At 59.5% G+C, this 14,244-nt stretch carries 7 protein-coding genes; 4 read left to right on the top strand and 3 right to left on the bottom strand.

Going from position 1 to position 14,244, the window contains the following annotated elements; translation table 11 throughout:
• Positions 1 to 14: 14 nt before the first annotated feature.
• A complete protein-coding gene (locus CKW26_RS24535) occupies positions 15 to 1,313 on the top strand; it encodes an MFS transporter (RefSeq protein WP_095050472.1) in 1,299 nt (432 codons plus the stop codon).
• Positions 1,314 to 1,497: 184 nt separating this feature from the next.
• Here CKW26_RS24535 and CKW26_RS24530 read toward each other — a convergent pair whose 3' ends face one another.
• On the bottom strand, positions 1,498 to 2,961 hold the full coding sequence (locus tag CKW26_RS24530; protein WP_093433692.1) for a glyceraldehyde-3-phosphate dehydrogenase: 1,464 nt from the start codon (positions 2,959 to 2,961) through the stop codon (positions 1,498 to 1,500).
• Between the two features lie 354 nt (positions 2,962 to 3,315).
• On the opposite strand from CKW26_RS24530, the gene mfd reads away from it, so the two are divergent.
• The 3 genes from mfd to CKW26_RS24515 are packed head-to-tail and all read left to right on the top strand — an operon-like array spanning position 3,316 to position 10,044.
• Complete coding sequence (gene mfd / locus CKW26_RS24525) at positions 3,316 to 6,765, top strand: transcription-repair coupling factor (RefSeq protein ID WP_095050471.1); 3,450 nt, start codon at positions 3,316 to 3,318, stop codon at positions 6,763 to 6,765.
• A gap of 10 nt (positions 6,766 to 6,775) precedes the next feature.
• A complete protein-coding gene (locus tag CKW26_RS24520) occupies positions 6,776 to 7,342 on the top strand; it encodes a CsiV family protein (RefSeq protein ID WP_093433687.1) in 567 nt (188 codons plus the stop codon).
• A gap of 11 nt (positions 7,343 to 7,353) precedes the next feature.
• On the top strand, positions 7,354 to 10,044 hold the full coding sequence (locus tag CKW26_RS24515; RefSeq protein ID WP_095050470.1) for a DEAD/DEAH box helicase: 2,691 nt from the start codon (positions 7,354 to 7,356) through the stop codon (positions 10,042 to 10,044).
• A gap of 148 nt (positions 10,045 to 10,192) precedes the next feature.
• On the opposite strand, the gene CKW26_RS24510 is transcribed toward CKW26_RS24515, so the two are convergent.
• A complete protein-coding gene (locus CKW26_RS24510) occupies positions 10,193 to 13,486 on the bottom strand; it encodes a DEAD/DEAH box helicase (RefSeq protein ID WP_095050469.1) in 3,294 nt (1,097 codons plus the stop codon).
• Positions 13,487 to 13,495: 9 nt separating this feature from the next.
• On the bottom strand, positions 13,496 to 14,233 hold the full coding sequence (locus CKW26_RS24505) for an S-methyl-5'-thioinosine phosphorylase (RefSeq protein ID WP_016986745.1): 738 nt from the start codon (positions 14,231 to 14,233) through the stop codon (positions 13,496 to 13,498).
• Positions 14,234 to 14,244: the final 11 nt, after the last annotated feature.

Genomic DNA, 14,244 nt, shown 5'->3' with positions numbered 1-14,244 from the left:
GCGAGTACCTGAACATGTCCTCCACCACGGGCAAAGGCAAAGCGATTTTTCGCGTTGTCAGCGGCAACTTCCTCGAAATGTTCGACTTCATGGTCTATGGCTTTTACGCCACAGCCATTGCCAAGACCTTCTTCCCCACCGACAGCGCCTTCGCTTCGCTGATGCTTTCACTGGCCACTTTTGGGGCCGGCTTCTTGATGCGTCCGCTCGGGGCGATTTTCCTCGGCGCCTACATTGACCGTCATGGCCGTCGCCAAGGGCTGATCATCACGCTGGCGTTGATGGCTGCCGGTACGGTGCTGATTGCCTGCGTGCCGGGCTACGCCACCCTCGGCGTCGCCGCACCGCTGCTCGTACTGTTCGGTCGGTTGCTGCAAGGCTTTTCCGCTGGCGTAGAACTGGGCGGCGTATCTGTCTATCTGGCAGAGATCGCCACACCAGGCCGCAAGGGTTTCTTCGTCAGTTGGCAGTCTGCGAGTCAGCAAGCGGCGGTGGTTTTCGCCGGCCTGCTCGGCGTCGGCCTCAACCACTGGCTGAGCCCGGAACAAATGGGTGACTGGGGCTGGCGCGTGCCGTTCCTGATCGGCTGCATGATTGTGCCGGTAATCTTCGTCATTCGCCGCTCGCTGGAGGAAACGCCAGAGTTCCAAGCCAGGAAACATCGCCCAACCCTGCGGGAAATTGTCCGCTCGATCGGTCAGAACTTCGGCATCGTCATCGCCGGCATGGCACTGGTGGTGATGACTACGGTGTCGTTCTACCTGATCACTGCGTACACCCCGACGTTCGGCAAGGCTGAGCTGCACCTGTCGGATTTCGACGCGTTGCTGGTGACGGTGTGCATCGGCCTGTCGAACTTCTTCTGGTTGCCGGTGATGGGCTCGGTGTCTGACAAGATCGGCCGTAAACCCTTACTGCTGGCGGCGACGATTCTGGCGATCCTGACCGCCTACCCGGCGCTGTCGTGGCTGGTGGCGAACCCGAGCTTCAGCCATTTGCTGATTGTCGAGTTGTGGCTGTCGTTCCTCTACGGTTCGTACAACGGCGCGATGGTGGTGGCGCTGACCGAGATCATGCCGGTTGAAGTGCGTACGACCGGCTTCTCACTGGCTTACAGCCTGGCAACCGCGACGTTCGGCGGGTTTACCCCGGCGGCGTGTACTTACCTGATTCATGTGCTGGACAACAAGGCTGCGCCGGGGATCTGGCTGAGTGGTGCGGCGGTGTTGGGATTGATTGCGACGCTGGTGTTGTTCCGGGGCAATAAGCATGAACTGCGCACCGCGCAAGCGGCCGTCCCTGGCGGCGCCTGACAGGACGCCATCGCTGGCAAGCCAGCTCCCACAGGGTTTCAGGTGTTAATGCAATTGTGTAATTAACCAGTAAACCTGTGGGAGCTGGCTTGCCAGCGATGAGGCTGGCCAAGGCAATAGAAGTTTTGCAGGCATAAAAAAACGCCCCGAACAAAGTCGGGGCGTTTTCATGTGCAGCTATCGCTTAGCGCGGGAACGCTGGCGGGTTTACACCAGCCATGTCTTCCATCACGCGAACCACCTGGCAGCTGTAGCCGAACTCGTTGTCGTACCACACGTACAGTACAACGCGGTTGTCCTGAACGATGGTCGCTTCAGCGTCGACCACACCGGCGTGGCGCGAGCCCACGAAGTCAGTCGAAACCACTTCCTGCGAGTTGACGAAGTCGATTTGCTTGTGCAGATCGGAGTGCAGCGCCATGTAGCGCAGGTACTCGTTCATCTCTTCACGGGTGGCAGCTTTCTCAAGGTTGAGGTTGAGAATGGCCATCGACACGTTTGGCGTCGGAACGCGGATCGCGTTACCGGTCAGCTTGCCGGCCAGCTCAGGCAGGGCCTTGGCAGCAGCGGTGGCAGCACCGGTCTCGGTGATCACCATGTTCAGCGCGGCGCTACGGCCACGGCGATCGCCCTTGTGGAAGTTGTCGATCAGGTTCTGGTCGTTGGTGTACGAGTGAACGGTTTCGACGTGACCGTTGATGATGCCGAACTTGTCATTCACAGCTTTCAGCACCGGCACGATGGCGTTGGTGGTGCAGGAAGCGGCGGACACGATCTTGTCGTCAGCGGTGATTTCGTTGTGGTTGATGCCGTGAACGATGTTCTTCAGCTTGCCTTTGCCAGGCGCGGTGAGAACAACGCGGGCGACACCCGGGCATTGCAGGTGCTGGCCCAGACCATCGGCGTCACGCCATACACCGGTGTTGTCCACCAGCAGCGCATCTTTGATGCCGTACTGGGTGTAATCCACCTCGGTCGGGTTCTTCGCGTAGATCACCTGGATCAGGTTACCGTTGGCGGTGATGGTGTTGTTTTCTTCGTCGATGGTAATGGTGCCGTTGAACGAACCATGGACCGAATCGCGACGCAGCAGGCTGGCGCGCTTGGTCAGGTCGTTGTCGGCGCCTTTGCGCACGACGATGGCACGCAGACGCAGGCCGTCGCCACCACCGGTTTTTTCGATCAGGATGCGCGCCAGCAGACGGCCGATACGACCGAAGCCGTACAGCACAACGTCAGTGCCTTTACGTGCGGAAGCGTTTTGCTGGCCAACCACGTCAGCCATTTCTTCACGAACGAATTGCTCGGCGCTGCGGCCATTGCCTTCGTTACGGAATTTGAACGCCAACTTGCCCAGGTCTACCGAAGCCGCGCCGAGCTTGAGCTCGCTCATGGCCTTAAGCAGTGGGAATGTTTCGTGGACGGAGAGTTCGCTGTCGTCGGAAGAACGGTGGCGCGCAAAGCGGTGAGCTTTGAGAATCGCGATGACAGACTGGTTGATCAGGCTGCGGCCATAGATCGAGCTCACCACGTTGTTATTGCGGTAGAGCTGACCGATAAGCGGAATCATCGCTTCTGCGAGTGCTTCACGGTCGATCCATTCACCAAGACACTGGTCGGGCTTCTGAGTCACGGTAACCTTCCACATGTAGGGGCAGAAAAAAGGGGCTACATTATGCCGCCGACAACCTCTTGTAGCAATGTGCGCTTGTCGCGAAATCGGTAACAAAATTCCGTTCAAAAAAATTACGCCTCTCTCAAGCCCAGTAAAACCGGGGCTTTCAGCGCAGTCAATTTTTCGACGACTGTTAGACGATGTCTGTAACCCTCCGTAACACCAGCCACTTTCGGCACTACATAACCACAAAAAAACGGCTGGTTTTTATGGTTACCACTACATTTCGTCCAAACAGCGAAGATAGACGTAGTCTGCAACTGACAGGCGGCACCGGACGCCGCTACAATTACCGACTTTGTCGCAAAGCCTGGAGCTCAACCTTCCGTGCCCGTTCTGCGTCTACCGCTACTCCCTGCCGAGGCAGGTAAACAGCATTGGGGCAATCTGCCCGGTGCTGCCCTCAGCCTGGCGATTGCCGAGGCTGCCAGCGCTGCCAAGCGCTTCACCCTGCTACTGACCGCCGACAGCCAGAGTGCTGAACGACTGGAACAGGAGCTGAGTTTCTTCGCCCCGGATTTGCCCGTTCTGCATTTCCCTGACTGGGAAACCCTGCCGTACGACCTGTTCTCGCCCCACCAGGACATCATTTCCCAGCGCATCGCCAGCTTATATAGGCTGCCGGAACTGGCGCATGGCGTGCTGGTGGTGCCGATCACCACAGCGTTGCACCGTTTGGCGCCGACCAAATTCCTGCTCGGCAGCAGCCTGGTGCTGGATGTCGGGCAGAAGCTCGATGTTGAACAGATGCGTTCGCGACTCGAAGCCAGTGGCTATCGCTACGTCGATACGGTTTATGAGCACGGCGAGTTCACCGTGCGCGGTGCGTTGATCGACCTGTTTCCGATGGGCAGCAAGTTGCCGTATCGCATCGACCTGTTCGATGACGAAATCGAAACCCTGCGCACCTTCGACCCGGAAAACCAGCGCTCCATCGACAAGGTCGAATCGGTCAAGCTGCTGCCGGCCCGTGAGTTCCCGCTACAGAAAGACGCGGTCACCCGTTTCAAGGCACGCTTTCGCGAGCGTTTCGACGTCGACTTCCGTCGCTGCCCGATCTTTCAGGATCTGAGCAGCGGCATCACTCCGGCCGGTATCGAGTACTACCTGCCGCTGTTCTTCGACGAAACCTCGACCCTGTTCGATTACCTGCCGCAGGACACCCAGGTGTTCTCTCTGCCGGGCATCGAGCAAGCGGCGGAAAACTTCTGGAACGACGTGCGCAATCGTTATGAAGAGCGTCGCGTCGACCCTTCGCGTCCTTTATTGCCGCCGGCAGAATTGTTCCTGCCGGTGGAAGACTGTTTCGCCCGTTTGAAGAGCTGGCCACGTGTGGTCGCCAGTCAACAAGACGTGGAAACCGGCGTCGGCCGCGAGCGCTTCCCCGCGCAAGCCCTGCCGAATCTGGCAATCGAGGCCAAAGCCACGCAACCGCTGGCGGCACTGTCGGCATTTCTCGATGAATTCCCCGGACGCGTGCTGTTCACCGCCGAATCCGCCGGCCGTCGCGAAGTCCTGCTGGAGTTGCTTGAACGCCTGAAGCTGCGACCGAAAACCGTCGACAGCTGGCCGGACTTCGTCGCGAGCAAGGATCGTCTGGCGATCACCATTGCCCCGCTCGATGAAGGCCTGATGCTCGATGACCCGGCGCTGGCCCTGGTCGCGGAAAGTCCGCTGTTCGGCCAACGCGTGATGCAACGCCGCCGCCGCGAGAAGCGTGCCGACGGCAATAACGATGCGGTGATCAAAAACCTCACCGAGCTGCGCGAAGGCGCGCCGGTGGTGCACATTGATCATGGTGTCGGTCGCTATCTGGGTCTGACGATTCTCGAAATCGACAATCAGGCCGCCGAATTCCTCACCCTCGAATACGCCGAGAACGCCAAGCTTTACGTGCCCGTAGCCAACCTGCATTTGATCGCGCGTTACACCGGCAGCGACGATGCGCTGGCCCCGCTGCACCGCCTCGGCTCGGAAACCTGGCAGAAGGCCAAGCGTAAAGCCGCCGAACAGGTGCGCGATGTTGCCGCTGAACTGCTCGACATCTATGCCCGGCGTGCCGCTCGCGAAGGTTATGCATTCGCCGACCCGAAAGCCGATTACGCGACGTTCAGCGCCGGTTTCCCGTTCGAAGAAACCCCGGACCAGCAATCGACCATTGAAGCCGTGCGCGAAGACATGCTCGCGCCGAAACCAATGGATCGCCTGGTCTGCGGCGACGTCGGTTTCGGCAAGACCGAAGTGGCCATGCGTGCGGCATTCATCGCCGTGCACGGCGGTCGCCAGGTGGCGATTCTGGTGCCGACCACCCTGCTCGCCCAGCAGCACTACAACAGCTTCCGCGACCGCTTCGCCGACTGGCCAGTGACCGTCGAAGTGATGAGCCGCTTCAAGTCGGCCAAGGAAGTGAACGCGGCTATCGCTGATCTGGCCGAAGGCAAAATCGACATCGTCATTGGTACGCACAAGCTGCTGTCCGACGATGTGAAAATCAAAAACCTCGGGCTGGTGATCATCGACGAAGAACACCGTTTCGGTGTGCGTCAGAAAGAACAGCTCAAGGCCCTGCGCAGCGAAGTCGACATTCTTACCCTGACCGCCACGCCGATTCCGCGCACACTGAACATGGCGGTGTCGGGCATGCGCGACTTGTCGATCATCGCCACGCCGCCAGCGCGACGCCTGTCGGTGCGCACTTTCGTCATGGAGCAGAACAAGAGCACGGTCAAAGAGGCCCTGCTCCGTGAACTGCTGCGCGGCGGCCAGGTTTACTACCTGCACAACGATGTGAAAACCATCGAGAAGTGCGCCGCCGATCTCGCCGAACTGGTGCCGGAAGCCCGCATCGGCATCGGTCACGGACAGATGCGCGAGCGCGAACTCGAACAGGTGATGAGCGACTTCTATCACAAGCGCTTCAACGTGCTGATCGCCTCGACCATCATCGAGACCGGCATCGACGTGCCGAGCGCCAATACCATCATCATCGAGCGCGCCGACAAGTTCGGCCTGGCACAACTGCACCAGTTGCGTGGTCGTGTCGGCCGCAGTCACCACCAGGCTTACGCCTACCTGCTGACGCCGCCGCGCCAGCAAATCACTTCGGACGCGGAAAAGCGTCTGGAAGCGATTGCCAATACTCAGGATCTCGGCGCCGGTTTCGTGCTCGCGACCAACGACTTGGAAATCCGTGGTGCCGGCGAACTGCTCGGCGATGGCCAGAGCGGGCAGATTCAGGCCGTGGGCTTCACGCTGTACATGGAGATGCTGGAACGCGCGGTGAAATCGATCCGCAAGGGCGAGCAACCGAACCTTGATCAACCGCTGGGCGGTGGCCCGGAAGTCAACTTGCGGGTGCCGGCGCTGATTCCGGAAGACTACCTGCCGGACGTTCACGCGCGTCTGATTCTGTACAAGCGCATCGCTTCGGCCTCCGACGAGGAAGGCCTGAAAGATCTGCAAGTCGAGATGATCGACCGCTTCGGCCTGCTACCGGAACCGACGAAGAATCTGGTGCGCATCACAGCGCTGAAGTTGCAGGCCGAGCAATTGGGCATCAAGAAGGTCGATGGTGGCCCGCAAGGTGGGCGTATTGAGTTCGCCGCGCAAACCCCGGTCGACCCGATGACGCTGATAAAGCTGATCCAGAGCCAGCCAAAACGCTATAAATTCGAAGGCGCGACGATGTTCAAATTCCAGGTACCGATGGAACGTCCGGAAGAGCGCTTTAATACTGTAGAGGCGCTGTTTGAGCGCCTCCTCCCGAAATCTGTTTGAAGGACGCCCAATGCGCCTGTTCCGCTCAGTGACTTTGCTACTTGCTTTGGTAGCCCCTTCGGCTTTCGCCGATGACCTGTATCAGGTCGAAATGATTCTGGTGCGCCAGAACGCCGTGCCGGCAATCGTCAGCCGCGCCGCGCCGGAAGACTGGGCCGCTGGCGCCCAGCGTTTGAGCGACGACAGCAAACGCACACCGGCGTTGAATGACGTTGTCAGCAAACTCACGGCCAGCGGCGACTACAGCGTGCTGATGCACAAAGCCTGGCAGCAAACCCTTGGCGAAGCACCGGCAAAAGTGGCAGTCAGCGACGGTCAGGAGCAGTTCGGTCAATTCCCGATCGAGGGCACGCTGGAAATGAAACTGGGGCGTTTCACCGATGTGAACGCCGATTTCTGGGTCAATCAGATCGACGCCAATGGCCTGGTCACCGCCAGCGAGCGCCTGAAACAGGACAGTCACACCAAGAACGGCCAACTCAACTACCTGGACAACGGTCATCTGGCCTTGCTGATCAAGATCACTTCCCTGACCGCGCCAGCGCCACGGGAAGCGCCTGAAGCGATTCCGGACTGATCGAAGTCCTTATGTCCCCGCCCCTGAGTAAACCGTTGGCACCCTCCTGGGTCAGCCGATTCAAGGAACAGAGCCTGGAGCGTGGCCGCCGCTATGCCCTGGAAAACCGGGTACGCATCGCCCAGGTCGGCGATGCGACCATCACCGCCAGTTGCGAAGGCTCTGGCGGTAACGTTTACCGCCAGACCATCCAGCTGCGCGAATCCGCCAAAAGCACCTTGCTCCTGGTCGATGCAAGCTGCACCTGCCCGGTTCGCAGCAACTGCAAACACTGCGCAGCGGTGCTCCTGAAAGTGCAGGAAACCCTCGATTACCCTGCCGCCGCCAAAGACGCCGAACTCTTGGAAAAGCTGCAAGCCGTGCTGGAAAACCGCAGCCCGAAGGCGCCACCGCAAGTGCTGGTCGACAATGTGCAGCCAATGCCGCGCCTATGGCTGGCCAGCGTCGAGTTCAGCGCCTTCGAACCGCGCAACGGCAAGATGCAGCGCTACATTCAGCATCGCGCGGCGTTGTCGTTCAGCTATCTGGATGAATACGTCAGCGGACAAAAGAACAGCGACATCCTGATTCGCCAGGAAAGCCAGACGCTGCGCGTCAAACGCCATCCGGATGTCGAGCAGTCGTACCGCGAACAGTTGCGCATCCTCGGCTTTCGCATCGCCACCCGCCAGAGCAAAGCCCTGCCGGAGAGCGCTGGCGAGCTGTACGAAATGGTCAATGACAGCGCTTGGCTGACGTTCACCCTCAACGACCTGCCGAAACTGCGCAGCCAAGGCTGGGAACTGCAGATCGACGAGGAATTCGGTTTTGACCTGACCGCCGTTGATGACTGGTACGCCACCGTCGAGCAGGTGCCGGAACGCGATTGGTTTGATCTGGAACTGGGGATCATCGTCAATGGTGAGCGCCTGAGTCTGTTGCCTATCTTGCTCAATCTGATGCGCTCGCACGCGGAAATCCTCAACCCGGAACGCCTGGCGCGCCGCCGCGATGACGAGCTGATTCTGGTGAATATTCCGCAGCGCAACAGCGAGCACGGGCCGTTGCAGGTGGCCTTACCGCTGGGTCGGCTGAAGCCGGTACTGATGACGCTCGGGGAGTTTTACTTACAAGAGCCGGGCGAAACCACCCTGCGCCTGAGCAAGGCCGATGCCACGCGTCTCAATTCGCTGGAAGGCCTTCCGCTGCTGTGGGAGGGCGGCGAACAGATCCGCACGTTTGCCCAACGTCTGCGTGATATTCGTGATTTCAGCACAGAAGCACCGGAAGGTTTGAATGCGACGTTGCGCCCTTATCAGCTCGAAGGCTTGAGCTGGATGCAGTCGCTACGGCAACTGGAAGTCGGCGGGATTCTTGCGGATGACATGGGGCTGGGTAAAACCCTACAGACCCTGGCGCATATTCTCAGCGAGAAAATCGCCGGACGCCTCGATCGTCCGTGCATGGTGGTGATGCCGACCAGCCTGATTCCGAACTGGCTCGATGAGGCGGCGCACTTTACGCCGCAACTGAAAGTGGTTGCCCTGTATGGCGCCACTCGCAAAAAGCATTTCGATAACCTGGCCGACTTCGACCTGATCCTAACCACCTACGCCCTGCTGCCAAAAGACGTCGAACGTCTGGCCAAGCAGCCGCTGCATGTGTTGGTACTGGATGAAGCGCAGTACATCAAGAATCCGAACAGCAAAGCCGCTCAAGCCGCGCGCGAACTGAATGCGCGTCAGCGCTTGTGCCTCAGCGGCACGCCGCTGGAAAACCACCTGGGCGAGCTGTGGTCGCTGTTCCACTTCTTGCTGCCGGGCTGGCTCGGCGACGTAAAAAGCTTCAACGCCGATTACCGCGTGCCGATTGAAAAGCGCGGCAGTGAAGTCAGGCTTCAGCACCTCAACGGTCGGATAAAACCGTTCCTGCTGCGCCGCACCAAGGAACAAGTGGCGACTGAGTTGCCGCCGAAAACCGAGATCATCCATTGGGTCGATCTCAACGAAGCGCAGCGCGATGTATATGAAACCATGCGCCTGGCGATGGACAAGAAGGTCCGCGACGAGATCACCCGCAAAGGCGTGGCGCGCAGCCAGATCATCATTCTTGAGGCGCTGCTCAAGTTGCGTCAGGTTTGCTGCGATCTGCGCCTGGTCAATGACGCCACCCTGCCCGCTCGCGGCAGTACCTCGGGCAAGCTCGACAGCCTGATGGAAATGCTCGAGGAGCTGTTCGAGGAGGGCCGGCGGATTCTGCTGTTTTCGCAGTTCACCTCGATGCTGTCCTTGATCGAAGACGAGCTGAAAAAACGTAATGTCGCTTACGCGCTGCTGACCGGCCAGACCCGGGATCGGCGCAAGCCGGTGAAGGAATTCCAGAGTGGCAAGCGTCAGATTTTTCTGATCAGCCTGAAGGCCGGCGGCGTCGGTTTAAACCTGACCGAGGCCGACACGGTGATTCATTACGACCCGTGGTGGAACCCGGCCACCGAGAATCAGGCGACGGATCGTGCCTATCGGATCGGTCAGGAGAAACCGGTGTTCGTCTACAAGATGATTGCCCGGGGCACGGTGGAAGAGAAGATTCAGCACCTGCAAAAGGAAAAATCCGACTTGGCAGCGGGCGTGCTGGATGGGCGCAAGGCCGGGGACTGGAAGTTGCAGAGTGATGATATTGAGGCGTTGTTTGCGCCGTTGCCGGATAAGCTCGACAAGCGTTGAGATCTGCGTCGCCTGTTAGATAGCCATCGCTGGCAAGCCAGCTCCCACAGGTACCGAGTTGGAACACAGTTTTGTGTACGACTCCCAACCCTGTGGGAGCTGGCTTGCCAGCGATGGGGCCATCAGATATTGCTCTATTACTTAGGGCTCAGCCCTTGGCAACAGGCAACGGTGCAAACAGCGCCTCGATGTCGCCCTGCTCCAGTTTCCAGCCACCTGTCGTCCCACCCTCAAGCACCGCTCCGGCCAACGCCGCTTTCTCCTGCTGCAGCGCCTGTATTTTTTCCTCTACCGTGCCACGAGCAATCAGCTTGTAAACGAACACCGGGTTGTTTTGCCCGATTCGATACGCACGATCGGTGGCCTGATTCTCCACCGCCGGGTTCCACCAAGGGTCGAAGTGAATCACCGTGTCCGCAGCGGTCAGGTTCAAACCGGTACCACCCGCTTTGAGACTGATGAGAAACAGCGGCACCTTGCCGCCCTGAAAATCCTTCACCGGTGTGCGTCGATCCGTGGTGTCCCCGGTCAGCAGCGAATAGGCAATGTCACGTTGCTGCAATTCTTCCTCGATCAAGGCGAGCATCGAGGTGAACTGCGAAAACAGCAGGATTCTTCGACCTTCGCCGAGCAACTCTTCGAGCATCTCCATCAAGCTGACCAACTTGCCACTGCCGGAGCGCAGCGCCTTCGCTGTCAGCGGCATGTTGATCAGGCGCAGGTCGCAACAGACCTGCCGCAGCTTGAGCAAGGCATCCAGAATGATGATCTGACTGCGCGCCACGCCACTGCGGGCAATTTCGTCGCGCACTTTTTTATCCATCGCCACGCGAACGGTTTCATAGACATCGCGCTGGCCGTCGCTGAGATCCACCCAATGGATGATTTCGGTTTTCGGCGGCAGTTCGGTGGCCACCTGATCCTTTTTGCGGCGCAGTAAAAACGGCTTGATGCGCGCTGTCAGGTGCTGCATACGCTGAACATTGCCGTGCTTTTCGATTGGCGTGCGGTAATCGCGATTGAAGGACTTGCTGTCGCCGAGCCAACCGGGCATGAGGAAATGAAACTGCGACCAAAGCTCGCCCAAGTGGTTTTCCAATGGCGTGCCGCTCAGGCACAAGCGCTGGCGGGCCTGCAAATCGCGTGCGGCCTGCGCGGCTTTGCTGAGCGGGTTCTTGATGTTCTGCGCTTCGTCGAGAATCAGCACGCTCCACAACTGCGGCTGTAGAACCTCGAGATCCCTCGGCAGCAAAGCGTAAGTGGTCAGTACCAGATCGTATCCAGCCAGATCAGCGAAATCCTTTTGCCGCCCCGAGCCGTGCAGCGCCAATACTTTCAACTGGGGGGTGAAACGCTCGGCCTCGTCGAGCCAGTTGGGAATCAGGCTGGTCGGCATCACCGCCAGTGCCGGGCAATCGAGGCGTCCGGCGTGTTTTTCCGTGAGCAGATGCGCCAAGGTTTGCAGCGTTTTGCCCAGCCCCATGTCATCGCCCAGAATGCCGCCTACTTCAAGCTCGCGCAGGGTTTGCATCCAGTTCAGACCTTCGAGCTGATACGGGCGCAGTTGCGCGTTAAGGCCGGCCGGCGCAGCAACGTGGGTGTGACTGGCATCCTGCAGGCGCTTGGCAAAGGTGCGCAGCCGCTCGCCACCCTGCCAATCCAGCGGTACGCCATCAAGCATACTCAAGCGCGCGGCGTCCGGGACACTCAAGCGCAGTGCATCGCCCTGATGACCGCCCAGGTACAACTCGCCCAGCGTGGCCATCAGCGGTTTGATCCGACTCAGCGGCAGCGCGACCTTGGCGCCCGATGGGTCGCCAAAACCGCTGGGCTTCAGTTCGATCAGGAGTTTTTCGTCATCGCTGCGTTGTGCAAGATTGACCGGGTCAAGCAAGCGCGGCTGGGTGCGCAACAAGTGCAGAAGGATCGGTAGCAAACTGTAGCGCTGGCCATTGACGACGATACCCAACTGCAAATCAAACCACTGATGCCCAGCCTCTTCTTCGACCTCGGCGTACCAATGCTCGACTGGCTGCACATTGAAATGAAAGCCGGGACTCATCTCGACTTCCCAGTTCGAGGCGCGCAACGTGGCAAGCCCTTCGTGCATAAACCCGAGCCAGGCGGAATCATCCGGCAACGTGAACATCTCGCCGGGACGATCCAGCGAACTCTTGCGGGTGGCTTTCTTGAAGCCGAACTTTTGCAGGATCTGACGCAGTTTCTTTTCCACCGCAGGCTGGCGTTGAATGCGCTGGGTTTCGGTACCGTTGAGGATCATTACTTCCGGGTTGCGATCCACCGTCGGCTGGCCGTTGTAGGTAAACACCAGGGCGGCGCGGTGCTCAAGAACGTATTCCCAGCGCGAGCGCTCCCGACCGCTGACGAGGGTGAGTTGCGGCTGCGGTAGTACGTCGTCGATGATTCGTTCGGTCAGTTGGTGTGGCGGCGGGATTCTCGTTGCCGCACTCATGCGATGACTGAACTGCATGGCCTGACGCGCCGGAATGTCCGGCGCCAGAGTCAAATGACTGGCCAGTTTTTCATCCAGTTCATTGAACAGAGGGCCAATCTGCCGCTGTTCACGATCCAGGTAATAAAGCGGCTCCAGCGCCAGCACGGTTTCCTGCGCAGCCTCGGCACTGCTCCACTGCGCGCGGAACCCGCCGTCGGCCTGCTCGGCCCAGGCGAACTGGCCGATGCGTTTCGCGCCAGACATCAACGGTTGCAGATCCTCGAAATCGAGGAACAGCCGCGAGGTGCGCAGGAGCACTTCCAGCAGTTCGGCGCCGCTGCTGCCTTCCAGCGGATAGCCGCTGTAATAGGCGTGATGGGAGTGCATGGCAACCAGCAGCCTGGCGACGCGCAGATCCAGCTCGGACAGGTAGCCGGGCTGACGCATGAGCATTTCCGCCAGCGAATACATCGGTTTGACTTCGCGCAACTCGCCGCTCTTGAGCTGGGAGACCTTGAAAATATCGAGCAGCCACTTGCCGCTCACTGACGTCGGCTTGAGCTTGTAAAACAGGCGCGTGCCTGCAGTTTGCGCGCCTTCTTCGATGGGCTTGGCCGGCACGGGAATGGTCGAAAGCCAATGTTCCAGCGCCCGCCCCAACTGGGTCTGTGCGTTACTTTCGGACGCTTCATGATCACTGCCCTGCAGGTGATAGAGCACCGCAGCGCAGTGTTTGCAGTCGATTGAGACAGGACAGGTGCACAGGCAACGCAAGTTGACGGAACCCAGCCGATCTTCGGACAGGTAAATGGTTTGTTCATACGCCTGATCTTCCGAACCGACGCAGAACGCCTCGATCTTTCTGTCATCGATCTCGATGATCTCTACCCGATCATCGGCGGCATAAGCCCGAGCCTTGGCCAGCGCGTTGCTAGTGAATGCCCGGGCCCAGGCCAACGACTTAAGCTGTTCGATGATAATGCTCATGGGCAGTCCTTAGCCGGCCAACACCCGCGCCAACGCCGACTTAACCTTGCCCATGCCGTCATGCAAGGCCTGCTCGATCTCGGCCATGGTGATTACTTCGGTGGTTTTTCCCGCTGCCGGGTTAACCACCAGCGCCAGACAGGCGTAATCCAGATCCAGCTCGCGGGCCAGTGCAGCTTCCGGCATGCCGGTCATGCCGACGATGTCACAGCCATCGCGCTCCAGACGCACGATCTCCGCCACGGTTTCCAGACGCGGGCCCTGAGTGCAGGCATACACGCCTTGATCGCTGTATTCGCAGCCTTCGGCAGCCACCGCCGCAATCAATTGCTGACGCAGCGGCTCGCTGTAGGGGAAGCTGAAGTCGATATGGGTGACGTGCTCCAGATCATCGGCGAAAAAGGTGTGTTCGCGGCCGCTGGTGTAGTCGACGATCTGGTGTGGCACGCAGAAATGCCCGGTGCCCATGGCCGGGTGAATACCGCCCACCGCATTTACCGCGATGATCGCTTCGGCACCGGCCTGCTTCAACGCCCACAGGTTGGCGCGGTAGTTGACCTTGTGCGGCGGAAAGCGATGCGGGTGGCCGTGACGGGCGAGGAACAGCACTTCCTTGCCGGCGTACTCGCCAATCTGCACGTCGGCCGATGGCGCGCCGTAGGGTGTGTCCACTGCCAGCGATTGGCGAATGGTCAAACCTTCGAGTTGAGTCAGGCCCGTGCCACCGATGATTGCGTAAACCGTCATAGCGAAAAATC

This window comes from Pseudomonas sp. Irchel s3h9 (assembly GCF_900187475.1).
Taxonomy (GTDB): Bacteria; Pseudomonadota; Gammaproteobacteria; order Pseudomonadales; family Pseudomonadaceae; genus Aquipseudomonas; species Aquipseudomonas neuropathica.
Note: the sequence above shows the minus strand (reverse complement) of the source record. Positions and strands in the feature narration are given on the sequence as shown.

Bases quoted from the DNA above. Each gene is read 5' to 3' on its own strand.
- CKW26_RS24535 (WP_095050472.1), top strand. From the start codon at position 15: ATGTCCTCCACCACGGGCAAAGGCAAAGCGATTTTTCGCGTTGTCAGC.
- CKW26_RS24530 (WP_093433692.1), bottom strand. From the start codon at position 2,961: ATGTGGAAGGTTACCGTGACTCAGAAGCCCGACCAGTGTCTTGGTGAA.
- CKW26_RS24520 (WP_093433687.1), top strand. From the start codon at position 6,776: ATGCGCCTGTTCCGCTCAGTGACTTTGCTACTTGCTTTGGTAGCCCCT.
- CKW26_RS24515 (WP_095050470.1), top strand. From the start codon at position 7,354: ATGTCCCCGCCCCTGAGTAAACCGTTGGCACCCTCCTGGGTCAGCCGA.
- CKW26_RS24510 (WP_095050469.1), bottom strand. From the start codon at position 13,486: ATGAGCATTATCATCGAACAGCTTAAGTCGTTGGCCTGGGCCCGGGCA.
- CKW26_RS24505 (WP_016986745.1), bottom strand. From the start codon at position 14,233: ATGACGGTTTACGCAATCATCGGTGGCACGGGCCTGACTCAACTCGAA.